Origin of the sequence: Granulicella sp. L56 (assembly GCF_009765835.1) — a bacterium.
Lineage (GTDB): Bacteria > Acidobacteriota > Terriglobia > Terriglobales > Acidobacteriaceae > Edaphobacter.
Genome location: NZ_LMUS01000006.1, coordinates 525510 through 548802, shown reverse-complemented (window position 1 = coordinate 548802; position 23293 = coordinate 525510). Strand labels below are relative to the sequence as shown.

Annotated in this window: 18 protein-coding genes; 8 read left to right on the top strand and 10 right to left on the bottom strand. The window is 58.7% G+C overall.

Features of this window, described 5'->3' with window-relative positions:
* Positions 1-34: 34 nt before the first annotated feature.
* Positions 35-601, bottom strand: coding sequence for a glutathione peroxidase (locus GSQ81_RS10120; protein ID WP_158910644.1), 567 nt, complete (start codon positions 599-601; stop codon positions 35-37).
* 132 nt (positions 602-733) lie between these two features.
* On the opposite strand from GSQ81_RS10120, the gene GSQ81_RS10115 reads away from it, so the two are divergent.
* Positions 734-2608 (top strand): APC family permease, encoded by a 1875-nt coding sequence (locus GSQ81_RS10115; protein ID WP_158910643.1) that lies wholly within the window; start codon positions 734-736, stop codon positions 2606-2608.
* A 1-nt stretch (position 2609) separates the two neighbouring features.
* Here GSQ81_RS10115 and GSQ81_RS10110 read toward each other — a convergent pair whose 3' ends face one another.
* From GSQ81_RS10110 to GSQ81_RS10100, 3 genes are all read right to left on the bottom strand, one after another.
* On the bottom strand, positions 2610-3878 hold the full coding sequence (locus GSQ81_RS10110; protein ID WP_158910642.1) for a cysteine desulfurase family protein: 1269 nt from the start codon (positions 3876-3878) through the stop codon (positions 2610-2612).
* A 142-nt stretch (positions 3879-4020) separates the two neighbouring features.
* Entirely contained in the window at positions 4021-5154 is a 1134-nt protein-coding gene (locus GSQ81_RS10105; RefSeq protein ID WP_158910641.1) for a citrate synthase, read from the bottom strand.
* A gap of 87 nt (positions 5155-5241) precedes the next feature.
* Entirely contained in the window at positions 5242-6318 is a 1077-nt protein-coding gene (locus GSQ81_RS10100) for an FAD-binding oxidoreductase (RefSeq protein WP_158910640.1), read from the bottom strand.
* 151 nt (positions 6319-6469) lie between these two features.
* On the opposite strand from GSQ81_RS10100, the gene GSQ81_RS10095 reads away from it, so the two are divergent.
* Positions 6470-7288: a hypothetical protein gene (locus tag GSQ81_RS10095; protein WP_158910639.1), complete on the top strand. Its 819-nt coding sequence runs from the start codon at positions 6470-6472 to the stop codon at positions 7286-7288.
* 415 nt (positions 7289-7703) lie between these two features.
* On the top strand, positions 7704-8888 hold the full coding sequence (locus GSQ81_RS10090) for an acetyl-CoA C-acetyltransferase (protein WP_158910638.1): 1185 nt from the start codon (positions 7704-7706) through the stop codon (positions 8886-8888).
* A gap of 3 nt (positions 8889-8891) precedes the next feature.
* On the opposite strand, the gene GSQ81_RS10085 is transcribed toward GSQ81_RS10090, so the two are convergent.
* Entirely contained in the window at positions 8892-9476 is a 585-nt protein-coding gene (locus GSQ81_RS10085; RefSeq protein WP_158910637.1) for an HNH endonuclease, read from the bottom strand.
* A gap of 11 nt (positions 9477-9487) precedes the next feature.
* The gene (locus GSQ81_RS10080) at positions 9488-10951 is read right to left on the bottom strand and encodes an L-serine ammonia-lyase (RefSeq protein ID WP_158910636.1); all 1464 of its coding nucleotides are present in this window, start codon (positions 10949-10951) and stop codon (positions 9488-9490) included.
* A 162-nt stretch (positions 10952-11113) separates the two neighbouring features.
* On the opposite strand from GSQ81_RS10080, the gene GSQ81_RS10075 reads away from it, so the two are divergent.
* From GSQ81_RS10075 to rho, 4 genes are all read left to right on the top strand, one after another.
* Complete coding sequence (locus GSQ81_RS10075) at positions 11114-11836, top strand: hypothetical protein (RefSeq protein ID WP_216846415.1); 723 nt, start codon at positions 11114-11116, stop codon at positions 11834-11836.
* Between the two features lie 51 nt (positions 11837-11887).
* Positions 11888-13480 carry a YifB family Mg chelatase-like AAA ATPase gene (locus GSQ81_RS10070; RefSeq protein WP_158910635.1) on the top strand — a complete coding sequence of 531 codons (1593 nt, stop codon included), beginning with the start codon at positions 11888-11890 and terminating at the stop codon, positions 13478-13480.
* A 486-nt stretch (positions 13481-13966) separates the two neighbouring features.
* A complete protein-coding gene (locus GSQ81_RS10065; RefSeq protein ID WP_158910634.1) occupies positions 13967-14188 on the top strand; it encodes a DNA-directed RNA polymerase subunit omega in 222 nt (73 codons plus the stop codon).
* A 183-nt stretch (positions 14189-14371) separates the two neighbouring features.
* A complete protein-coding gene (rho, locus tag GSQ81_RS10060) occupies positions 14372-15622 on the top strand; it encodes a transcription termination factor Rho (protein ID WP_158910633.1) in 1251 nt (416 codons plus the stop codon).
* Positions 15623-15672: 50 nt separating this feature from the next.
* Here the strand turns inward: rho and GSQ81_RS10055 are convergent, their stop codons facing one another.
* From GSQ81_RS10055 to GSQ81_RS10040, 4 genes are all read right to left on the bottom strand, one after another.
* Positions 15673-17040, bottom strand: coding sequence for a diguanylate cyclase (locus GSQ81_RS10055; RefSeq protein WP_158910632.1), 1368 nt, complete (start codon positions 17038-17040; stop codon positions 15673-15675).
* A 124-nt stretch (positions 17041-17164) separates the two neighbouring features.
* Positions 17165-17824 (bottom strand): riboflavin synthase, encoded by a 660-nt coding sequence (locus GSQ81_RS10050; RefSeq protein ID WP_158910631.1) that lies wholly within the window; start codon positions 17822-17824, stop codon positions 17165-17167.
* A 9-nt stretch (positions 17825-17833) separates the two neighbouring features.
* Entirely contained in the window at positions 17834-18988 is a 1155-nt protein-coding gene (ribD, locus tag GSQ81_RS10045) for a bifunctional diaminohydroxyphosphoribosylaminopyrimidine deaminase/5-amino-6-(5-phosphoribosylamino)uracil reductase RibD (RefSeq protein WP_158910630.1), read from the bottom strand.
* Between the two features lie 86 nt (positions 18989-19074).
* The gene (locus GSQ81_RS10040) at positions 19075-19284 is read right to left on the bottom strand and encodes a hypothetical protein (protein WP_158910629.1); all 210 of its coding nucleotides are present in this window, start codon (positions 19282-19284) and stop codon (positions 19075-19077) included.
* Between the two features lie 575 nt (positions 19285-19859).
* On the opposite strand from GSQ81_RS10040, the gene GSQ81_RS10035 reads away from it, so the two are divergent.
* Positions 19860-23246: a TonB-dependent receptor gene (locus tag GSQ81_RS10035; protein ID WP_158910628.1), complete on the top strand. Its 3387-nt coding sequence runs from the start codon at positions 19860-19862 to the stop codon at positions 23244-23246.
* Positions 23247-23293 lie beyond the last annotated feature (47 nt).

The following is a 23293-nucleotide window of genomic DNA, read 5'->3' as shown; positions in this document are numbered from 1 at the left end:
AAATGCGTTGACTCATCCAGCTTACAACTTGAAATTACGATTGAGCGAGGGCAGACTCGATGGCTGCGACGACGGCTGGGTCGTCGGGCACGACTTCGGGGGAGAAGCGGGCGACGACATTGCCGTCGCGGCCGATGAGGAACTTCTCGAAGTTCCAGAGGATGCCGGGCTCGGGGTTGGTGGTGGAGTTGCTTTTGCTGAGAAATCCATTGAGGTTCTCGCGCATGGCGGCGCGGCCTTCGCCGGTGGCCTTGGGCTGGGCTTCGATGAGGGACTTGTAAAGAGGATGAGTGTCGGGGCCGGTGACGGCGATCTTCGAGAACATGGGGAAGTTGACGCCGAAGGTGCTGCGGCAGAAGGTCTGGATCTCCTCGTTGCTGCCGGGCTCTTGCGAGCCGAAGTCGTTGGCAGGAAAGCCGAGAACAGCGAGGCCTGAGTCCTGGAAGCGGGTGTAAAGCTTTTCGAGTGCGTCATATTGAGGGGTGAGGCCGCATTGGGAGGCCACGTTGACTACCAGCAGGACTTTGCCGCGATAGTCGGCGAGGGAGGTAGCTTCGCCGGTGATTCGGTTGACGGGGATGTCGTAGAGATTTGCGGGCATGGGGGCTCCTGATGCGGGATTAGGATTTTCTATTTTGATGATAAAGGGATTGTATGGAACTATTTTTGACAGGACGATGCATCAAAAGAAGTTAGATGCGCGCTTTGACAAACGGGTTACTATACAAAAACGATGTCTTTTGTAGACTCCCTTCTGGGGAAGCCGTTAGCAACAAGTGAAGAGCACTCCGAGCACATCGGAGTCGCTGCGGGAATCCCGATTTTTGGGTTGGATGCGCTGACCAGCGCAGCTTACGGGCCAGAGGCGGCGATGACGCTGCTGATTCCGCTGGGGCTCGCGGGACTTCATTACATCGTTCCGATTGTTACGGCAATTTTAATCCTGCTGGGAATCGTCTTCTTCAGCTATCTGCAGACGATTGCCGCATATCCCAACGGTGGCGGATCGTACACCGTTGCGAGCGAGAACCTGGGCATCGGCCCGGCGCTGCTGGCGGCTGCGGCGCTGATGATCGACTATATTCTGACGGCTGCGGTGGGAATTTCAGCCGGCGTGACGGCGCTGACCTCTGCTGTCCCGAGCCTGCTGCCGGATACGCTTCTTCTCTGTTTACTCATACTTGCAATTCTGACCATTGTGAACCTGCGCGGAGTGAAAGAAGCCGGAGCAGCATTTATTATTCCGACTTTCATGTTCGTCGGGACATTGATGGCTGTGATTGGTGTCGGGGTTTATCACACCATTGTTTCCGGTGGCCATCCTGTACCGGTAGCGCCCCCTCCTCCGGCACTGCCTGCTACGGTGAAGTACCTGGGGATTTGGCTGCTGCTGAAGGCGTTTTCCAATGGTTGCGCCGCTATGACCGGCGTTGAAGCTGTATCGAACGGCGTGAATGCCTTTGAGGAGCCGAGGGCGAAGAAGGCGCAACTCTCGCTGACAGTCATTATCGCGATGCTGGTTGTCCTGTTGTTTGGGACGACCTATCTGGCCCGGGCTTATGGCATCACGGCGATGGAGCCGACGGCGCTCCACTACCAGAGCATGGTGAGCATCCTGACCACGGCCGTGTTTGGGCGGGGATGGTTTTACTACACGACCATGGCGTCGATCCTGGTGGCGTTGTCTCTGAGCGCCAATACCGCCTTCGCCGGATTTCCACGGCTGGCGCGGGCCATCGCCGCACATGATTATCTGCCGCATGTGTTTCTGCTGCGTGGCCGCCGGTTGCTGTTTTCGCACGGCATCTACGCGCTCACAGGATTTACCGCTGTCATTCTTTTCCTGTTCGACGGTGTGACCGACCGATTGATTCCGCTCTATGCGATTGGCGCATTTATCGCCTTTACCCTGTCGCAGGCCGGGATGGTGGTGCACTGGAAGAAGCAGGAGGGGGGCTACAAAAGACATTGGTGGCACATGTTCGTCAATGGCTTCGGCGCGCTGGCGACCGGCATTACGACGCTGGTGGTGCTGGTGACGAAGTTCCTCTCCGGGGCATGGGTGACGGCGATTTTGATTCCGCTGCTGATCCTGATCATGCTTGGCGTGAAGCGGCACTACTCGCGGGTGAAGCGCGAGATGAAGGACATGACCCCGATTAACCTGATGAACCTGGAGCCACCGATTGTGGTAATTCCGATGGCGCGCTGGGACCGGGTGACGGAGAAGGCGCTGCGGTTTGGGCTGCTGCTGTCGAAGGAGATCAAGGCGGTACACATCCACTCGGACGACGAAGGGGACGAGGGCCTTGACGATGTGTGGGAAGACAAGGTGGTGGGCCCTATCAGGAAAGAGGGCTTACAGGAGCCGGAGCTGGTGACGATACCGTCTAATTTCCGCTTCGTGCTCTCGCCGTTGATGGAATACATCCTGAAGCTGGAGGATGAGAATCCTGGGCGGAAGGTCGCCGTGATTCTGCCGGAGATGGTGGTGGCGCACTGGTGGGAGAATGCGCTGCATGGACAGCGGGTGCAGTTACTGAAGCTGCTGCTGCTGCTGAAGGGAAACCAGAGAATCGTGATCGTGAATATTCCCTGGTACCTGTGAGTCAGGCAACGCTCTCTATGCTCTTGTGATAAGTAGGGCTTAGCTCGCGGAGACGAGCTACCGCGGTGGGGACCAGCGCGAGAGCCCGTTCGACTTCTTCTTCGGTGGTGAGCTTGGAGAGCGAGAATCGGATGCTGGCGCGAGCGCGGGCCGGGATGAGGCCCATGGCGGTGAGGACGTGTGAGGGTTCGGTGGCTCCGGACTGGCAGGCGCTGCCTCCGCTGACGGAGAGGCCCTTTAAATCCAGCGCAATGACGAGTGCTTCGGCCTCTACGTGGTCGAAGTAGAGGTTGGTGGTGTTTGCCACGCGAGGCGCGCCCTCGCCGTTGATGCCGCACTCTTCGACCTGTGCGAGGATGCCTTGTTCGAGGCGGTCACGGAGAGTGGCGAGGTGGGTGGGGCCATGCGCCGGATCGAGAGGGGGCGGGCATCCGCCCGCATCCCATGTCCCAGAGTCGGGACATGGGGCACCCAGATTTGTGGCGGGGACATCGGTCGCTAGCCATGCCTGGGCGAGTTCGGCGGCTTTGCCCAGACCTACGACTCCAGTGACGTTTTCTGTTCCGGCACGGCGCTGGCGCTCGTGCGTGCCTCCGTGCATCATTGGGGAGAGACGGACACTGCGGCGGACGAAGAGGACGCCGATGCCTTTGGGCGCGTAGATCTTGTGGCCGGAGATGCTGAGAAGGTCCACGTCTTTGAGTGGGCCGCGCGGGCTGAGGTCGAGGGGAAGCTTGCCTGCGGCTTGTACGGCGTCGGTGTGGAAGAGTGCTCCGGCAGTGTGCGCGATGCGGGCGAGTTCGGCAATCGGTTGGATGACGCCGGTCTCGTTGTTCGCGTACATAATGCTGACTAATTTGGTGTTGGGGCGGAGCGCGGCTTCGAGTGCGGCGGGTTCGATGAGTCCCTGCGCGGTGCAGGGGAGAAAGGTGACCTCGATGTTTCGTGCGGCGAGCGATTCGGCGGCGTGAAGGACGGCGTGGTGCTCGATGGCGGTGGTGACGAGGTGCGCGCCTGCGGAGAGGGTGCCGAAGAGGGCGAGGTTGTCGCTCTCGGTGCCGCCGGAGGTGAAGACGATCTCGGAGGCGCGGCAATGAAGGAGCTTGGCGATGGACTCGCGGGCGTGATCGACGGCGGCGCGGGCGTATTGGCCCTGCTGATGGATGGAGCTGGCATTGCCGAAGTGTTCGATCCAGAAGGGTCGCATGGCCTCGAAGACTTCGGGGAGAAGAGGGGTGGTGGCATTCGCGTCCATGTAGATAGGTCGCATACGTCCATTTTACCGCTGCGGGATGCCTATGGGACGGGCCTTCAGCCCTTGGGCATTGCTGGCCAATTACCTGGGGCTTTGCCCCAGGCTGGTATAGATCGCGCCTTTGGTGCTGTTACCGTCCGCACATTCCACTTTAAATCTAGCGTTCTGCGATGGGGACGTAGGGCGACGGGTAAGCGGGGCCAACGTAGTCGGCGCGCGGGCGGATGAGGCGGTTGTCATCGTGCTGCTCGATGACGTGGGCGGCCCATCCGGCGATGCGGCTGATGGCGAAGATCGGAGTGAAGAGATCGATGTCGATGCCGAGCGTGGTGTAGGTGGAGGCGGAGTAGAAGTCGACGTTGGCGTTGAGCTTCTTCTGCTCCTTGATGAAGAGTTCGATCTTGCGGGACATATCGAACCACTTGGTGCTTCCAGCGGCCTTGCCCAGCTCTTCGGACATGCTGCGGAGGTGCGTGGCCCGTGGGTCTTCGGTGTGGTAGACGCGATGGCCGAAGCCGGAGATCTTCTTCTTCTCGACGAACATCTGCTTCACGTACTCGATGGGGTCGGCTCCCGCCTTGTCGATGGCGTAGAGCAGGCGCATGGTGGCTTCGTTGGCTCCGCCATGGAGGGGGCCTTTGAGCGCGCCAATGGCTCCGGTGATGGCTGAGTGGATGTCGGCGAGAGTCGCCGCGATGACGCGGGCGGCGAAGGTGCTGGCGTTCAGTTCATGGTCGGCGTGGAGGATGAGCGCGATGTCGAAGGCGCGGGTCGCCGTCTCGGAAGGGCGCTCGCCGTTGAGCATCCAGAGGAAGTTGCCGGCGTGCGAGAGCTTGTGGTCGGCCTCGACGACGGGCTTGCCCTTGCGGATGCGGTCGAAGAGGGCGACGATCATCGGGATCTGCGCGGTGAGACGGAAGGACTTGCGGACGTTGGCGTCGTGGCTGCAATCGGCCTCGTCGGCGTCGTAGATGCTGAGCAGCGAGGTAGCGGTGCGGAGCACTTGCATGGGCGTCGCGGTTGCCGGTACGGTGCGGAGGAAATCGACGATCTTGGGATCGAGCTTGCGCGCTGCGGCGAGCTGGGTGGCGAAGTTGGCAAGCTCGGTGGCGTTGGGCAGCTTGCCGAACCAGAGGAGGTAGGCGCACTCCTCAAAGGTGGAGCGCTGGGCAAGCTCGTGGATGTCGATTCCACGATAGGAGAGGACGCCGGCGTCGCCGTCAATAAAGCAGATGGAAGAGCTGGTGGCGACGATGCCTTCCAAGCCTTTCGGTGCGACAACATTGGACATGAGCGACTTCTCCAGAATTAAACGAACTACATCGTTTATAGCGCAGCCGCGAAAGGGTTGTCACGGTTCGCTGCGCGAATATCGCCTTCAGTGTGCGATAGCTGAAGATGCCAGGGTGCGGGTGGGAGAGTAGTCGGACAGATCGATTGCGGTGGGTTTGCCGAGGATGCTCTGCGCCATGACGTGCGCCGTTGCCGGAGCAAGGAGGATGCCGTTGCGGTAGTGTCCGGCGGCGACGAATTGATTGCGATGGCCGGGCGATGGGCCGAGGAAGGGAAGTTCGTCCGGCGTTGAGGGACGGAGGCCTGCCCAGACCTCAAGCTGCGGCGCGTCGGCGAGAGCGGGAAGGAGAGCCGCGGCGAGAGAGCGGAGGTGAGCGATGTCGGCTGGATGAACGATCTTGTCGAAGCCAGCATCTTCTATAGTCGCTCCGATGATGGCGCGGCCTGCGTTGGGGCCAGTGGTGCGAGGGACGATATACATGCCGTGGGTGCGGACCACGAGAGGAAGCGAGAGCGTGGGGGGGATGGCGATGGCCAGCATCTGGCCTTTTCTCGGAGCGATGGCGGCGCTGGGTGCAAGGGTGGAGTGAGTCGCCCAGGCGCCGGTGCAGTTGATGAACTTCGCGGCGTGGAAGATGCCCTGGGTGGTGTGGACTTCGACGGCGTCGTCGATGGACTGCGTGGAGAGGACCTTTGTGTCCGGTTGCAGGTCGATGGTGGTTGCACGGACTGCGGCGAGGAGTGCGGCGGCGAGATTGCGTGGGTCGAGGCTGTGCTCGTCGAGGAGGGTGAAGTGGTGATGCTGCGGTGTGAGTTGAGGAAGGATTTTGCTGAGTGCTTCGGGGGAGAGGGGATCGGGCGAAGAACTTATCTGCGATTGCAGGGTTTGACTGGTGTGGAAAGGGACGGCGATGCCGGAGTGTGCGTGCAGGCGGTCGAGGAACGCGGGGTAGAGCGAGAGGCTGAGGTCGGCGAGCTTGCGCAGCGGCGCAGGATTGTCGGGATCGCTGGCGGCGAGCATTCCGGCGGCAGCGGTCGAGGCTTCGCCGAGCGGCTGTGCCTGATCAAAGACGGTGACGCTGAGGCCGTGGCGATGGAGTTCGAGGGCGAGAGAAAGGCCGATGATGCCGGCTCCAGCGATGCAGATGTCGGAGTGGTGCATAAGACTAGTTTAGTGCGATTACAAAAATAGAGGAGAGGCACGATTTCAGAAGTGGTATGGTCAGGGACGCGCAAGTTTGAGAGACTGACGAGCAGCTTGTTCCGGGAAGATCGGCACAGGCGAATCGAAGTGCGATGCATAGGAGAGTGGAATGAGCGAAGACGGATATGTAGCAGAGCGTTCGATGTCTGGAGTATTTCTTGGTGTTCTTGTAGTGGCATTGTTGGCTGCGTTGGGCTCGCTGGTTTGGTGCTATGGCTTACAGAACCATCTGGCCGATACACAGAAGCAGTTGACGGCGGCTGTCCAGAAGAATGCTGATTTGTCGGAGAAGCTGGAGGCGACGAATGCCCGGCTGCGGGCGACGAGCGAGACGCTGGGGCAGAGCGTCGGCATCGCGCAGAAGCAGATTGAGATCCGCGCGCAGAACATTCTTGCCTCTCAGCAGGCTGCGACGTCGAAGCTGGAAAAGGAACAGGCGGCGACCAATCAGCAGATCGGCGCGGTTTCGAACGACGTGGCCACGGTGAAGACCGATGTGGGCGGCGTGAAGACAGATGTTGCGACGACGAAGACCGACCTGGAGGCGACGAAGACGCAGCTTCAGCGGGTGGTCGGCGATGCAGGTGTGATGAGCGGCCTGATTGCGACCAACCACGGTGAGCTTGAGATCCTGAAGCATAAAGGCGACCGGAACTATATCGAGTTCACCTTGAAGAAGGGCGAGAAGCCAGTGCTGCTCTCGACCATTAAGCTGCAACTGAAGAAGGTGGACATGAAGCACGCGCGGTTCACGCTGAACGTGAGCGCGGACGACCGTAACATCGAGAAGAAGGACAAGAACCTCGACGAGCCGGTGCAGTTCTACACGGGCAAGACGCCGGTGCTGTATGAGCTGGTGGTGAACGACATCGAGAAGAACACTGTGTCGGGCTATCTCTCCACGCCGAAGGGCGCGCCGGGCCAGTAGCGATTGCAACATGCAGACGCAGAAAGGGGGACGCTCATCGCGTCCCCCTTTTCAGTTTGCCTGGTTGGTTTACTTCTTTTTTGCGGCTTTCTTCGCCGGTTTCTTTGCTGCTTTTGTGGCTGCCTTTTTCGTTGCCATTTGTCTATTCTCCCTATTGATTAGACATCGTTGCTGCAACACGCTGCATTGCAGCTAACGAAGGTATAGATTCATGGAAATTCACTGTCAAGAAAAATCGATACGTTTGTGAATTTATTTTTTGGGCGAAGTCCAAGGTGGATTTCGAAAGAGAGGATGAGTTGACCGCTGAAGCGTCTGAAGAATGCGTGTGAGAGAGCGCGCGCCGTATACTTTTCGCGTTCAGAGTGCGTTCGGAATTTCGAATTCAGGAATGGTTTTGTGACGAGGTATAGCGATGGACGACGTTGTGATTGTGTCGGCGGTGCGGACTCCGGTGGGAAAATTTCAAGGGGCGCTAAGCGAGATGAGTGCGGTGCAGCTCGGTGCGGTGGTAGTGCGCGAAGCCGCGCGTAGAGCGGGGATTGACACTGCAAGCGTAGACGAGTGTGTGATGGGGTGTGTGCTTCCCGCAGGGTTGGGACAGAACCCAGCGCGGCAGGCGGCGTTGCAAGGCGGCCTTGCGGACAGCGTTGCGGCGATGACGATCAACATGGTTTGCGGCTCGGGTTTGAAGGCGGTGGCGCTGGCAGCGCAGAGCGTGATGACGGGTGCGGCGGAGATCGTCGTCGCAGGCGGGATGGAGTCGATGAGCAACGCGCCCTATCTTTTGCCGCAGGCGAGGAAGGGGTTGCGCATGGGCGACTCGACGGTGGTGGACTCGATGGTGAGGGACGGGTTGTGGTGTGCGTGCGAGGACTGGCACATGGGCATGACCGGAGAACTCGTCGCGGAGAAGCATGGCATCACCCGAAAGATGCAGGATGCTTATGCGCTGGAGTCGCATCGTCGTGCCAGCGCTGCGTGGCGCGAAGGACGGTTCGATGCGGAGGTGGTTCCGGTCTCATTGCCGCCGAAGAAGAAGGGCGGCGAGCCGGTGATCTTCTCGCGTGACGAGAGCGTGCGCGACGATGCTTCGCTGGAGACGCTGGCTGCGTTGAAGCCAGCGTTCAAGAAGGATGGCACGGTGACGGCGGGGAATGCTCCCGGCGTGAACGATGCGGCTGCGGCGGTTGTGGTGATGTCGGCGGCGAGGGCTGCAGCTCTGGGGTTGAAGCCGCTGGTGACGATTCGCGCGCAGGCGATGAGTGGAGTTGCTCCGCGATGGGTGATGCTTGCTCCGGTGATCGGCGTGCAGCGGGTTTTGCAGCGTGCGGACTGGAAGATGGACGAGGTCGATCTGTTTGAGTTGAACGAGGCGTTCAGTGTGCAGGCGCTAGGGGTGATGAAAGAACTGGGACTTGATGCGAGTCGCGTGAATGTAAATGGAGGGGCGGTGGCGATCGGGCATCCGATTGGAGCGAGCGGCGCGAGGGTGCTGGTGACGCTTATCCACGAGATGATCCGGCGGGATGTGAAGAAGGGTGTGGCTGCGCTTTGCCTGGGCGGAGGGAACTCGGTGGCTCTGGCCGTAGAGCGGTGAGTGCTATTCAGTTCGCGGAGTGGCGTCGTTCAGGAGCTCGCGAATCTTATTCGCCAACACCTGGCTTTCCTTGAGTAAGGCGAGGACTTTTTGTAAATTCTCTTGGTGCTCTTTCAAAAGCGGTTGCACAATCACGCTGTCTAAATCGACACGGATAGGCTTTCTCCAAGACTCATACTTTCTGAGAAGCATAACCTTATGATCGATGTCTGCTACCCCGCGAGTTTTAGGTGAAAGAAGAGCAGGACCGAGCATCCATTTGTCCCATTCGTAGGCACCTTTAGATTGATTACACTTTCCGCAAGCCGGTACGAGGTTTGCGATCTCGGTAATGTACCGAGAAGGCCCTTTCCCCCTAATAATTGGCCGTAGGTGATCCCATTCAGTATATGAATTGCCACAATACACACAGCGAATATCTTCAGGATTCATCTCTAACACTGCAAGCGCGTCACGCTCATCCTGAGGCGTGGGAGTGTGCACTGGGATGATTGCATTGAAGAATGCGTTGGTGATGCTCGATGAGCGGCAGGTTATGGTGCGTACTTTAGGGAGTTGGCAGTAGCGTTTGGTCTTTACTTTTCGCATAGGTGGCCAATCTAGCACTCGATGATGTTCAGGGCTAATCCGGCGAGTGAGGTTTCTTTGTAACGGGATTGCATGTCGAGACCGGTCTGGTACATGGTGGCGATGATCTGGTCGAGGGATAGCTTGTGACCGCCGGTCTCGTGCATGGCCATGCGGGTGGCGTTGATGGCCTTGACTGCGCCCATGCCGTTGCGTTCGATGCAGGGGATCTGCACGAGGCCGCCGATGGGGTCGCAGGTCATGCCGAGGTTGTGTTCCATGGCGATCTCGGCGGCGTGTTCGACCTGCGCGTTGGTTCCGTTGAGCGCGGCGACGAGGCCTCCGGCAGCCATCGAGCAGGCTACGCCGACTTCTCCCTGGCATCCGACTTCGGCTCCGGAGATGCTGGCGTTCTCTTTATAGAGGATGCCGATGGCGGCGGCGGTGAGGAAGTAGCGGAGGAGGCCTTCTTCATCTGCGCCATCGGTGAAGCGCATGTAGAAGTGCGCGATGGCGGGGATGACTCCGGCGGCTCCGTTGGTGGGAGCGGTGACTACTCTGCCGCCTGCGGCGTTCTCTTCGTTGACGGCCATGGCGTAGACGGTGACCCAGTCGAGTGGGGCGAGCGGGTCTAATGGATATTTGGAGCCTTCGGTTTCAAGTCGCTGGACGAGGCGCGGCGCGCGGCGGCGAACGTTGAGGCCTCCGGGCAGGATCCCTTCGGTAGCGATGCCGCGAGCGGTGCAGGACTGCATGGTGTGCCAGAGGGTGAGGATGCTGGCTTTGATTTTTTGCTCAGGGGTCACTGGGCTGTGCAAGGGTTCTGCGGACGGCGGGCGGTTGATGGATACGCTGGAGTCCGAGAGGAGCGCGACCTCGTTGGAGAGCATGAGCTGCGCGATGGTGAGGTTGTGAGCGGCAGCGGTAGAGAGAAGCTCGTCTGCGCTGCGGAAGGGATAGGGAACGGTGCGCGTGGTGGCGCTTGACGCGGTGCGCTGGGCTTCGAACTCTGTGCCGGAGAGGATGAAGCCACCGCCGATGGAGTAGAAGATCTCTTCTGCGAGAAGAGTACCGGCGTCGTCGAAGGCGGAGAAGCGCATTCCGTTGGGATGGGTGGGTACGGCGGGGTTGGGGTACATCTGATCGCGGTGGAAGAGGAGATGCTGACTCTCGGTGAAGGGGATCTCGTGGAGGTCAAGGAGGTAAAGCGTGCCTGTGGTGCGGATGGCGGCGAGTTCGATTTCGATGAGAGTGGGATCGACGGTGTCGGGCGCTTCGCCGAGGAGGCCGAGCAGGATGGCGCGGTCGGTGCCGTGGCCGATTCCGGTGAGTGCGAGTGAGCCGTAGAGATCGATGCGGACTGAGCCCGTGCGTGCGAGGAGACCTGAGGCATCGAGTGAGCGAACGAAGCGGAGAGCGGCACGCATGGGGCCGACGGTGTGCGAACTGGAGGGACCGATGCCGATCTTGAAGAGTTCGAAGAGGCTGGTATTCACGGCTGTCTTATTGTAGGCGCGGGTACGCCCTGGCTTACCTGGAGGGGCGCATGATCGCATGGTGCCGGATTTTTAGGACGACGCAGTACGTTGTCTGGTAGTAATGGTGGGCGCTGCTTTGAAGAGTTCCGGCGGATTCGTAATCAACCATCTGGAGGAAGTGTGGGTCTTATACAAAAAGTCCATCGCCGATTGGATGTTCTTAACTCTTTGATGTGGCAGGCACATACAACCAGGCCATCGATGGAGGTTGTATATCGTGATTTATTTGTGCGAGATATCGCTAAGCTGGAGTTGGACGACTCGTACTATCCTGTAGGTTCAGCCGCAAATCATAGTTTGTTGTACTTTATTACGCGATGCTTCCTGGAGTTGCCTATCCGTAATGCGATTGAATTTGGTGCGGGGCAGTCAAGTATCCTGATGAGCCAGCTCAATGACCGCCTGAAGAAGGAAGCGACAATCACAACGGTTGAACATGATTTGCAATGGGCAGATTTCGTAAGGGCAAAGGTGAACCACAATGTCGTTACGGCGGACCTTGTGCCGAAGACGATTGATGGCCATAAAATTCACCACTATGGCGGCAAATATTTCGATTCATCGGTCCTCTACGATTTCGTGCTGGTCGATGGCCCTCCTGCTTATAAAAAAGGGACGATTTTCAATCGATTGGGCGCAATCGAGGTGATTGAAAATAATCTTGCTGACAGTTTTGTCATCGTAGTGGATGATATGGAACGGGAAGGCGAACAGGAGTTGTCCAATTTAATTCACCGGAAGCTGAAGGAACGCGGATGTAATTTCGGCGAGGTTTCTATCCGGGGAGCCAAACCGCAACATGCTTTTGCTGCGGGATCGTTTTTCAGTGCCGCCTATTTTTGATTTCAATTTGGCGCACAATCAACTGCCTCAACGGTTCATCAGGCTTAGAGAATGCTTTTTAAAGTTCGTAGCGCAGCAGTGTATGGAATCGATGCGCATGTCATCGATGTTGAGGTCGATTTTTCGGGCGTCAAGTTGGACAAGGAGCAGTTCAACACGGTGGGGCTACCGGACGCGGCGGTGCGAGAGAGCCGCGACCGGGTACGGTCGGCGATCAAGAACTCCGGGTTCGATATTCCGCCGACGCGAATCACGATCAATCTGGCTCCGGCAGACCTGAAGAAGGAAGGGTCGGGGTTCGACCTTCCCATTGCGATTGGCATACTGGGCGCATACGGTGCGCTGCATACCAAGGACATCAGCGACTTTCTACTGGTCGGCGAGCTGGGGCTGGACGGGAGCCTGCGTGCGGTGCAGGGAATGCTGCCGATTGCGGTTGCGGCAAAGGCCCAGGGGATTCCGAACCTAATTATTCCGGCGAGCAATGCGCGCGAGGCGGCGGTAGTGGAGGGAGTGAACGTCTATCCGGTGAAGAGCCTGCTGGAGGTGAGGGAGCTGCTGAACTCGGCGTCCTTTGGCACGGTGACGGCGGTTCCCTTAAAAGTAGAGACAGCCGATCTGCTGAACGAGATGCAACACTTTCCCTTCGACTTCAAAGACGTGCGCGGTCAGCATGTGGCCAAGCGGGCGCTGGAGGTGGCGGCTGCGGGTGGCCACAACATATTAATGATCGGGCCGCCGGGGTCGGGCAAGACGATGCTGGCCAAGCGGCTACCGTCGATCCTTGCGCCGCTGCGGTTTGAAGAGGCGTTGGAGACGACCAAGATCCACTCGGTGGCGGGGGTGCTGGACGCGGAGCAGGGATTAGTGACGCACCGCCCGTTTCGGTCGCCGCACCATACTATTTCGGATGCGGGGTTGATTGGCGGCGGGATGATGCCGCGACCGGGCGAGGTCTCGCTGGCACATAACGGTCTGCTGTTTCTGGATGAGCTGCCGGAGTTTCCCCGGAACGTTCTGGAGGTGCTGCGCCAGCCTCTGGAAGATGGAATGGTCACGATTGCGCGCGCAGCGATGAGTCTGAGCTTTCCGGCGCGGTTCATGCTGGCGGCGGCGATGAATCCCTGCCCCTGCGGCTACTTCAACGACAAGTCGCGGGAGTGCATGTGTACGCCGCCGATGATCCAACGCTATGTCTCCAAGGTCTCGGGGCCGCTGCTGGATCGGATCGATATCCATATAGAGGTCCCGGCTGTGCAATATAAGGAGTTGCGGGGCGGGGCATCGGCGGAGGGATCGGAGCAGATACGCGCGCGGGTGCTGGCCGCGAGGGAGCGGCAACATGAGCGGTTCAATCAGGCTGCGGAGCGGACTAAGGGGACGGCGAAGGGGCCTTCGCGGCAGATTTTTTCCAATTCTCAGATGAATACGCAGCAGATTCGGCTTTATTGTGAGCTTTCGTCGGATGCGGAGCGTTTGCTGGAGCGCGCGATGCAACAACAGGGGTTAAGTGCCCGAGCGCATGACCGGATCTTGAAGGTGGCCCGGACGATTGCGGACCTTGGCGGGGAGCAGGACATCGCTGTGAAGCATATTGCCGAAGCGATTCAATACCGTACTTTGGACAGAAGTTATTGGTCGTGAAGGAATAACCCTGCCAATATATTTGATGACAGTAAAAATCCTGTTTTTGGGATATTGAAGTGCGCGGATTCCAAAAAAAAGTATTGACCTGATCTCTGAGACCATTTATTTTTACTTAAGTATCGAGTTGCTCCAATCTGCTGAACGGTCTTTGGGACAGCGGGAGCGGTCGATGAGGTTATTTGCTTGCCAGAAGGTTTTGGTTGGCTTCTCTGTTTAACGCCGAGGCGCCGGCCGCGCTGAATCGCATGAGAGAGACAGTCGTGAACAAGCTGGTTTTGACCGGTTGTAGTCTGCTTTTGCCTGTGAGGCATAGCAGAAGGTAGTGAGGAAAATAGTGGCAGGCGATAGAGAGTCCAACAGAGGTCTTTCTGCGTCTAATGAAGTGGTAGAGCAAATCTATTGAATTCGGCAACTTGTGACGATTTTTAGGCGAGTGAGCGCTAGCTAGACGCTTACGCTTTTTAGAAAAGAAGAGGAGAAATTATGCGCTCGGATCTTATATTTGGAGCACTTACGCATGTGAACAACCGCTATGAGCTGTGTCAGTTGGCATCCAAGGCAACGCGGAAGCTGCACAAGCCCAATACGCGTCTGCAGGACACGACCAACGAAGTGCTCGATCGTTTCAAGGACACCGTTCCGATGAATGAATCTGAAGATACTGTCGTCAAAAAGGTAGAATTGCAGGAACGCCGCGCGGCATAGCGCGGCTTTTCCTGCAGTCAACAAAATAGTTTAGTAGTCAACTATTGATAACTTAACGAATATCCGCTTTATAACCCATCCGCAACTTCACTTACCTCTGGCCTTCCGCACGACCCCCCGTCAAGCAGATCCCGCCTCCGTTTCAAACAATCCCTCCTTATCAAATCAAATTCCAGGTAAAACATGACAATTTCTGAGTTAAAAGAACACAATATTGCGGAGCTGGGCAAGCTTGCGCGCGGCCTCGACATCGCCGGAACCAGCGGCCTTCGCAAGCAAGACCTTATCTTCAAGATTCTTCAGGCGCAGAGCGAAAAAGAAGGGCACATCTTCGCCGAGGGCGTGCTTGAGATTCTGCCAGACGGCTACGGCTTCCTTCGTTCTCCCGATTACAACTATCTGCCCGGTCCGGACGACATTTACGTCTCGCCCTCGCAGATCCGCAAGTTCGACCTGAAGACCGGCGACACCATCAGCGGCAATGTTCGGCCGCCGCACGAGGGCGAGAAGTACTTCGCCCTGGTCAAGATCGAAGCGATCAACTTTGAGTCGCCTGAAGAGACCCGCAACAAGATTCTGTTCGACAACCTGACGCCGCTTTATGCGCAGGAGCGCGTGAAGATGGAGACCGTCCGTGAGCACATCTCCGGACGCGTCATGGACCTGTTGACGCCGATGGGCAAAGGACAGCGCGGTCTGATCGTCGCTCCTCCCCGTACCGGTAAGACGATGCTGCTGCAGTCGATTGCTAACAGCATTACGACCAACCATCCTGAGGTAGTGCTGATCGTTCTGCTGATCGACGAGCGCCCGGAAGAAGTGACGGACATGCAGCGTTCGGTGAAGGGCGAAGTGATTTCGTCCACCTTCGATGAACCTGCGGCGCGCCACGTACAGGTCGCCGAGATGGTGATCGAGAAGGCGAAACGCCTCGTTGAGCACAAGCGCGACGTTGTGATTCTGCTGGACTCGATCACGCGTCTGGCTCGCGCCTACAACACCATCGTTCCGCCGTCGGGTAAGGTGCTCTCAGGCGGTGTGGACTCGAACGCGCTGCAAAGGCCGAAGCGGTTCTTCGGTGCGGCCCGTAATATCGAGGAAGGCGGTTCGCTGACGATCATTGCGACTGCTCTCGTCGATACCGGTTCGCGCATGGACGAGGTCATCTTCGAAGAGTTCAAGGGTACCGGCAACATGGAAGTCATCCTCGACCGCAAGCTGGTCGACAAGCGCGTCTTCCCGGCGATCGACATTCAGCGCTCCGGTACGCGTAAGGAAGAGCTGCTCATTCCGAAGGAAGATTTGCAACGGACATGGATTCTGCGCAAGGTGCTGAACCCGCTGTCGCCGGTGGAGGCGATGGAACTGTTGACGGACAAACTCGCTAAGACGAGGAACAATCAGGAGTTCCTGCACAATATGAGTTCGATCTAAACCCGGAAAGTTGAACCAATAGAGGAGCGCGGCCAGCCGGTCGCGCTCCTCTATTGCTTTTCAACAGGCTGGCCAAGGCGCGTGGCGCATAGCGTGCGGTTTCTCCCTTGAGTTTTTGCCAGGTAGAGGGCCGCATCGGCGGCAGCGAGGATCTCTGTGACCGGTTCGCCAATCTCCGGCCTTCGGGTGTCGATTCCGATGCTGACGGTGACAAATGGCCCTATGCTCGAACCATCGTTTGGAATCTCCAATTGCTCGATGGCGAGACGTAACGACTCTGCCAGCTCGAAGGCGTATTCTGTGCTTGCACCGGGGAGGATGACTGCGAATTCTTCGCCTCCATAGCGGGCTACGATATCCTGCGGACGGCGAATCCTGGCGGTGAACGCCCCTGCGATTTTGCGGAGGCAGTCGTCGCCTGCCGGATGCCCGTAGCGGTCGTTGAGTGCTTTGAAGTAGTCCACATCGATCATCAGCAAAGAGACGGTCAGCTTCGTGCGCGCCGCTCGCTTCAACTCGGTTTCGAGGGTCTCGTCGAAGTGTCTCCGGTTAGAGACGCCCGTCAATCCATCCCGAATGGAGAGGCTCCTCAGTTGGAGGTTGGCTTCTCGAAGAGCGGACTCGCTTTGGATGAGAGCAGTCTGTGCCTCGACCAGACTATGATGAGAAACCTGAAGCCTGTGGTACGTCATGCGATCGAAGAATGCAGTCAGCAAAGCTCCGAACAGGACCAGGATCGTAGTCACCACGACGGCTGCGATCCCCAGCGTCGATACACGGATCGTCCCTACGGGGGACCACGGCATCTCGCCCGGCGTAAACGTCACCGCGGCCATGGCCGTGTAGTGCATTGCGGAGATACCGCTGCCCATCAGGACTGCCCCGCCCAGGCGCTGCCACTCTCGCTGTAGGTGATCATTACGCAGAAAAAACGTAATTCCCAACGCCATCCAGGAGAAGACGATCGCCACGACGATCGATAGAACGACCAATTTATCGTTGTAGTGGTGCATGGCGCTGGCGCGCATGGCCTTCATCCCCAAATAGTGCATGCCGCCAATTCCCGCGCCCATGAGTATGCCGCCAACGGCAATTTGAAACACGCGCAACCGGGGTCGGCTCACGACCCAGAGCGCCACGGCTGAGGCCAGCACCGCCAGCAGCAGGGAAGCCAGGACGGTGGGAATGTGGTAGGTCACTTCCACAGGCAGCCTCACTGCAAGCATGCCGAGATAGTGCATGGACCAGATTCCCAGCCCCATCGCCAAGGCGCCGCCGAACAGCCATCCCCAGAACCGCACTCCTGTGGATACGGTTATCCGTTCAGCAAAGCTGAAAGCGGCATAGGATGCAATGATCGCCATGCATAGCGAGACCCCCACGAGCCAGTAGACATAGGTTGTGGCGATTGGGGTCATGGTTGCCTATTCCTTACTAGCCTGAACATCACGCTGTCCTCCAAGAAGATTATCGACATTGGCCACGGGTACGAATAGCACACGAAGGATGTAGAAGGAGGCCTATAGGTTCGAAGGGGATTTGTCAGTAGCCGTTCGCGATGAGGTCTTGTTCGGTGATTCCGGGGCCGTTGGACTTGTGTTGACGCTCGGCATATTTGGCCAGAACATCGACCTCGATATTGAGCGGAGATCCGATAGGCAGGGTGCGCAGGCTGGTGGTGGCGTAAGTGTGGGGGATAATCGCGACCTCCACTTCGTTGCCGCGCACCGAGGCTACGGTCAGGCTGATGCCTTCAATGGTGATAGAGCCTTTGTTGACGACATAGGTGGTCAGTTGCTCAGGAATCGCCACGCGCAGACGGTAGTCGGTGATCTCGGTATCTGCTGTGATGGGGTTGAGCGCGACCAGAGTCGCGGTTCCGTCGACGTGACCTTGAACGACGTGGCCTCCGAGCGGCGAGCCTGCGGGGGTGGGCAGCTCGAGATTCACGGTGGAGCCGGGTTCGAGGCGCGAGAGCGTGGTGAGGGCGATGGTCTCGGCAGCGAGGTCGGCGGAGAAGCGCGGGGGAAAGGCGTTGGGCTCGATGGAGAGCGCGGTGAGGCAGACTCCGCTGACGGCGATGCTGTCGCCGGTATTGAGCTTGCTGGTGAGCGTTGGTGCGGCGATGGTGATGCGCGTCACGCCTGCGATCGGCGTAACGGCGAGCACGGTTCCAGTAGTTTCGATGAGGCCGGTGAACATGGATCTATTTTAGTGGCTAGTTGCTGACCACGGATCGTGAAGGTAGCCGGTGATGCAGGCGTCGGTGTCGAAGGCGGTTCGAGTGGTTCGCTGGAGGGTTTGCTGGAAGAGGTAGGGAGAGGCGATGCCTTCGGCGAAGGGAAGCGATTGAGAGCCTAGCTCGGTCTCGGAGTAGAAGAGGATGGCTTTGTCTGCGAGGTTCTGATGCAGGAAGGCTCCGTTGAGATGAGAGCCGGCTTCGAGGAGAAGGCTGAGGATGTTGCGTTCGGCCAGAGCTTTGAGGACTTCGGGCAGGCTTAGTTGATTGTTTTGCTCAGGGATGGTTTGGACTTCGGCCCCAGCTTCGCGAAGGGCTTCGATTTTTTCAGCGGAAGCGGTGAGGGCGGTGAGGATAAGGAGATCGTTGTTCGCTGTGCGAACTAGCTGGGAGGTTAGAGGGGTTCGGAGTTGGGTGTCGAGGATGACTCGGAGCAGTGGTCGGCGACGGGAAAGATTGGTGCGGTCGGTCAGGGCTGGGTCGTCGGCGAGGACGGTGCCGATGCCGGTGAGGATGGCGTCGGAGGCGTGGCGGAGGCGCTGGACTTCGGCACGGGCGGCGGGGCCGGTGAGCCAGTGGGGTTGGTTGGGAGTGCGGTTTTGCGGTGAGGGAGCGAGGTAGCCGTCGACGGAGAGAGCTGCTTTGAGGGTGACGAAGGGGCGATGGTGCTGGATGAAGTGGGCGAAGGCGTCGTTGAGGTCTCGGGCTGGTTGCTGGAGGATGCCGAGCGTGACTTCGATGCCTGCGGCGCGGAGTCTTGCGATGCCCTGGCCGCTGACCTGTGGATTGGGATCTTCGGTGGCGACGACGGCTCGTGCTATGTGGGCGGCCACCAGGGCGTCGGCGCAGGGGCCGGTTCGTCCGTGGTGGGAGCAGGGTTCGAGGGTGACGTAGGCTGTGGCTCCGGTGACGTCGATGCCGCGTTCGCGGGCCTGCTTGAGGGCGACGATCTCGGCATGGTCGCGGTTGGCATAGAGGTGAGCGCCTTCGCCGATGATCTCGCCATCTTTGACGAGGACGCAGCCTACCTGCGGATTGGGCGAAGCGAGGGCTACGGTTTCTCGGGCGAGGGTGAGGGCCCGGTGCATGAAGGCTTCGTCTTTTTCGATGTGGAGAGGGATGGCCATGCTTTTATGAGGATAGCCTGTGGAGGCTGTCGGATTTGCGTGAATTCGGTAGTGGGTCAGTTTGAAATTCTCTTCACGAACGGGCTTTATGGATTGTGCTTTTGACCTGAAAGCAGATCGAAGGGAATGGAAAGCATCTTCGCGACCTGTTCAGGACTCACACCCGCTGCAAGCAAATACTGAACCCTCGCCATCTGTTCCGTTTTGTACTGCTCACTTGGTACGAACTGTTCAGCAATGAAGTCACTTTGGGCGCCCATACCGCGACGATCAGGATAGCCTCTCCGCTTAGCCATACCCACACCTCTTCCTCAATGCTCTCAGCGTCAAGGCAAAACGGCAAGAGAGAGCCCAATAGGTTCAAACTAACCCACTACCGGGAATTCTCCCTCCGGTACTTTTCTTCTTGACTGGCGCAGGTTTTGACGACCTGGGGCTTGACAAGGGAAAAAACGTTTGGAGTCTGCATTTTCCGAGAGTGGAACACACAAGGGCAAATACAGGGGTCTCTCCACTACGGCGGCAAAAGCGCCGCCTTCGGTCGAGATGACGGATGTTTGGTGCGATCGAGATGACGTGTGTTTGGAGGGGGCGAGATGACGTGTGTTCGAGAGGTCTTTGCGGATGTCATGTTAGCCGCAATGGAATGCGACGAGAGGGTGGTTACGCCTAAGGGTTGAGATTTTAATCATCCATTTGTCGGATGACAAGGGATGGACTTGCAGATAGCATCGGGCAGTTCAAGAAAATGATAACGAATCGATCGTTCACGCGGTGAGGCCAGACGGCTCTCTGGCGAATGCGGTCGATGGGACGCATGACCCCACTCCAGAGAGAGTGGGGCGGCCACGAATTCAATTCCGGGAGACTTATGAGACGCGTATGGTTGCTGGCAATGTTAGGTGTTGTGGTTTTCACCGTTTCTATTTCAACGCTTGAAGCGCAGACGAATTATGCCGTTCTGCGCGGCGTAGTGACCGACCCTCAGCATCTTGCCATTCCTCGTGCCACGGTGAAGCTGACCTTGGTGAAGACTGGGGAGTCGCGGGACGTGACGGCGAATGGGCAGGGCGTCTATGAGGCAGGAGGGCTGCTGCCTGGGGCTTACCTGCTGGAGGCGAAGAGCCAGGGGTTTGCCGTGGCGCGGCGGTCGCTGCAACTTGAAGTAGGCCAGCAGGCGACATTGGATGTGGCGTTGGCGGTGGGGCCGGACAGCCAGACGGTGACGGCGGTGACAGCGGCGGAGTTGTTGAAGACTTCCGATGCGAGCGTGGGCGAGGTGGTGGACCAACGGGCAGTGGCACAACTGCCGCTGAACGGACGGATGCTGGTGGACCTGATGCTGACCGTTCCCGGGGCGCATGTGGGGATGGGGGCGCAGACAGGAGATACGAATCCCTTGTATTGGCGGCCGGGGCAGCGATCGGCGATTACTGTGGGGGGCAATCGTCCGAACGCGAATTATTTTCTGCTGGACGGCGCGACGAACACTGATCCTACTTTCAATACGCAGAACTTCAGCGCGTCGCCGGATGCGGTGCAGGAGTTTCAAGTGCAGGTCGGAAGCTATTCCGCAGAGATGGGCGGTGCGGGCGGCGGACAGGTGAACATTGTCACGCGGTCAGGCGGGACGCGGCTGCATGCGACAGCTTATGAGTTTCTGCGCAACGGAGCGATGGATGCTCACTCGTTCAACGATATGGGCGGGACGAACCATCTGGTGCAGAACAACTTTGGTGGTTCGCTGGGCGGCCCGGTGCTGCCTGGCAAGAAGACTTTCTTCTTCCTGAACTATGAGGCGCTGCGACATGTTCAGGCGGATACGATGACGCTGACGGTGCCAACGGTACAGGAGTCGGGCGGCGACTTCAGTATGAGCGGGGTAACGATCTACGACCCGGCTAAGACGACGGTGAATCCGAACTACAACCCGGCGCTCCCGGTGAGCCAGCAGAATCCGCAGTTCAACCGGCAGCCGTTTCCGAACAACGTCATTCCTGCGAGCAGGTTGAGCCCTGTCGCGGTGACGATGCTGACGAAGTATGTGCCGCAGCCGAACCTGATGATGGGTATGGGCGGCAGCATGACGATGATGGGGCAGCCGACGGTGGTAGGCTCGGGCAACGACTCCAACAACTATCTAGATGTGCGCAACGAAATCCACTACACCGATCAGGGGACGGTGCGTCTGGATCGCCAGTTCAATGCCAGCAATACGGGATTTGCGCGGTACAGCGCTGGCGGCGAGCATGGGTTTATGCCGGAGAACATGCCGGGGTTCGGCTACCTGCACGACAATCTTTCGCAGCAGGGGATGGGGTCGTACAGCCACGTCTTTACGCCGTCGCTGCTGAATGTGGCAACGATTGCGGTGTCGCGGTTGAGCATGAACCATACGACGGAGAGTGCGGACAAGAACGACATTACAGGCGAGTTGGGAATTACAGGAGTAGGGTTTGGCGGACCGGGTGCATGGGGAGCGCCGTACTTCGCAGTGCAGGGATATTCGCCCATCGGAGACAGCTTTTCGGCGACGCCGATGCACGCGTGGGACACGCTGGTGGAGGGACGCGATACGCTGACGTGGCTGTTGGGGCGGCACAGCCTGAAGTTTGGCGGCGTCTATCAGCGGTTCATCTGGCCGATGTGGGGGTTCTTTCAAAACCGCGGATACTACCAGTTTACGAACGGGTTTACGACGGATATTGGAGCGAACGACGGCACCGGGTCGGCGCTGGCGAGCTTTCTGCTGGGTCTGCCCGCGGTTCGCCAGCGACAGGCAGGAATTCCGCAGATGAACCTGAGCCAGTGGTATGGCGATGGGTATGTGCAGGACACCTTCCGGCTGGCCAACAACACGACTCTCGACTATGGCGTGCGCTATGAGTATATGAGCGCGTTGATCGACAGGAGATACACCAATAGCAACCTGACATTCGCATCCGATGGAACGCCGAGCGTGTTTATCGGTGGCCAGAATGGAATGCCGAAGGGGTTGATGTATCCCAATCGGACGGACTTCGCGCCGCGCCTCGGGATCTCGCAGAACGTGCCGGGTAGAGGGCTGGTTCTGCATGCGGCGTATGGGATCTTCTACACGCCGGTGGACATGAATACATGGTGCAATCAGCGGCATAATGTTCCCTATACGTTCCCGGAGACGAACCAGAGCGATAACTTTACGCCGTCGATCAACGGCTTCAATTTTGCCCCGGCTGTGCTGGGCAAGACGGTAGTCAGCTTTACCGCGATGGAGACGCATCCGTCGCCGCAGTACATCCAACAATGGAGCGCGTCGATGGAGCAGAGTATTGGAAAGAGCACGGTGGTTGAGATCGGCTATCTGGGCTCGGGCGGATTTCATCTGCAACGCTCGCATCTGATCAATAACGCGCTGCCGGGACCCGGACTGATTCAGCCGCGGCGGCCATTCAAGCAGATCAGCTTCGTTCCGAATTCGGTGCTTCCGCCTGGCGTGACGGTGGCGAGTACGACGTTTGGCGTGAGCACGATCAACCTGCTCGAAAATTCGGCGCAGAGCTGGTACGACGCGGGCTATGTGAATGTGCGGCGGCGGGCGGCGAAGGGGCTTAGCTTCCTGGCGAACTACACCTGGTCGAAGAGCTTGTCGAATTCACCGGATTTTCGTTCGCCGATGTTCGAAGCGGCGATCCCGCAGAACGATAACGACCTGGCAGCGGAGAAGGGGCCGGCGTGCGATGTGAGGAATCGCGTCGCACTGAGCGCAGTGTACGACGTGCCAGAGTGGGGACGAAGCCGGTTGACGCGCGTCGTGACCGCAGGCTGGCACACTTCGGCGATCTTTCAGGCGCAGAGCGGGTTTCCGCTGACGATCTCGGTGTTCGGCGACACGGCGAATGCGGGCACGGCGCTGGGTGAGAATCCCATACGGGCCAACGCCGTCACCGGCCAGCAGGTCTTTGCGCCGGGGACGAGGAATGCGACGAACTGGTTCAATCCAGCGGCGTTCGCGGCTCCGCCCGCGTATGCGTTCGGCGATGTAGGACGCAACTCGGTTGTAGGGCCTGGGATGGAGACGACGGATGTGAGCGTGGTGCGCAGCTTCGCGCTGGGCGAGCTTATGCGGCTGGAGACGCGGGGCGAGTTCTTCAACGCGCTGAACCACACCAACCTGGGAACGCCGAACCGGTTTGTAAATACGGCGGGGTTCGGATCGATCACCGAGGTGACTACGCCGGGACGAGAGATCCAACTGAGCGCGCGGCTTTCGTTCTAAGTATTGATGTTATGGCCTTTGCCGGTGGTGGCGGCAAAGGCCTAAAT

Excerpts from the sequence above, each read along its gene's own strand:
- GSQ81_RS10120 (WP_158910644.1), bottom strand. The coding sequence starts at position 601 with ATGCCCGCAAATCTCTACGACATCCCCGTCAACCGAATCACCGGCGAA.
- GSQ81_RS10115 (WP_158910643.1), top strand. The coding sequence starts at position 734 with ATGTCTTTTGTAGACTCCCTTCTGGGGAAGCCGTTAGCAACAAGTGAA.
- GSQ81_RS10110 (WP_158910642.1), bottom strand. The coding sequence starts at position 3,878 with ATGCGACCTATCTACATGGACGCGAATGCCACCACCCCTCTTCTCCCC.
- GSQ81_RS10105 (WP_158910641.1), bottom strand. The coding sequence starts at position 5,154 with ATGTCCAATGTTGTCGCACCGAAAGGCTTGGAAGGCATCGTCGCCACC.
- GSQ81_RS10100 (WP_158910640.1), bottom strand. The coding sequence starts at position 6,318 with ATGCACCACTCCGACATCTGCATCGCTGGAGCCGGCATCATCGGCCTT.
- GSQ81_RS10095 (WP_158910639.1), top strand. The coding sequence starts at position 6,470 with ATGAGCGAAGACGGATATGTAGCAGAGCGTTCGATGTCTGGAGTATTT.
- GSQ81_RS10090 (WP_158910638.1), top strand. The coding sequence starts at position 7,704 with ATGGACGACGTTGTGATTGTGTCGGCGGTGCGGACTCCGGTGGGAAAA.
- GSQ81_RS10085 (WP_158910637.1), bottom strand. The coding sequence starts at position 9,476 with ATGCGAAAAGTAAAGACCAAACGCTACTGCCAACTCCCTAAAGTACGC.
- GSQ81_RS10070 (WP_158910635.1), top strand. The coding sequence starts at position 11,888 with ATGCTTTTTAAAGTTCGTAGCGCAGCAGTGTATGGAATCGATGCGCAT.
- GSQ81_RS10065 (WP_158910634.1), top strand. The coding sequence starts at position 13,967 with ATGCGCTCGGATCTTATATTTGGAGCACTTACGCATGTGAACAACCGC.
- rho (WP_158910633.1), top strand. The coding sequence starts at position 14,372 with ATGACAATTTCTGAGTTAAAAGAACACAATATTGCGGAGCTGGGCAAG.
- GSQ81_RS10055 (WP_158910632.1), bottom strand. The coding sequence starts at position 17,040 with ATGACCCCAATCGCCACAACCTATGTCTACTGGCTCGTGGGGGTCTCG.
- GSQ81_RS10050 (WP_158910631.1), bottom strand. The coding sequence starts at position 17,824 with ATGTTCACCGGCCTCATCGAAACTACTGGAACCGTGCTCGCCGTTACG.
- ribD (WP_158910630.1), bottom strand. The coding sequence starts at position 18,988 with ATGGCCATCCCTCTCCACATCGAAAAAGACGAAGCCTTCATGCACCGG.
- GSQ81_RS10040 (WP_158910629.1), bottom strand. The coding sequence starts at position 19,284 with ATGGCTAAGCGGAGAGGCTATCCTGATCGTCGCGGTATGGGCGCCCAA.
- GSQ81_RS10035 (WP_158910628.1), top strand. The coding sequence starts at position 19,860 with ATGAGACGCGTATGGTTGCTGGCAATGTTAGGTGTTGTGGTTTTCACC.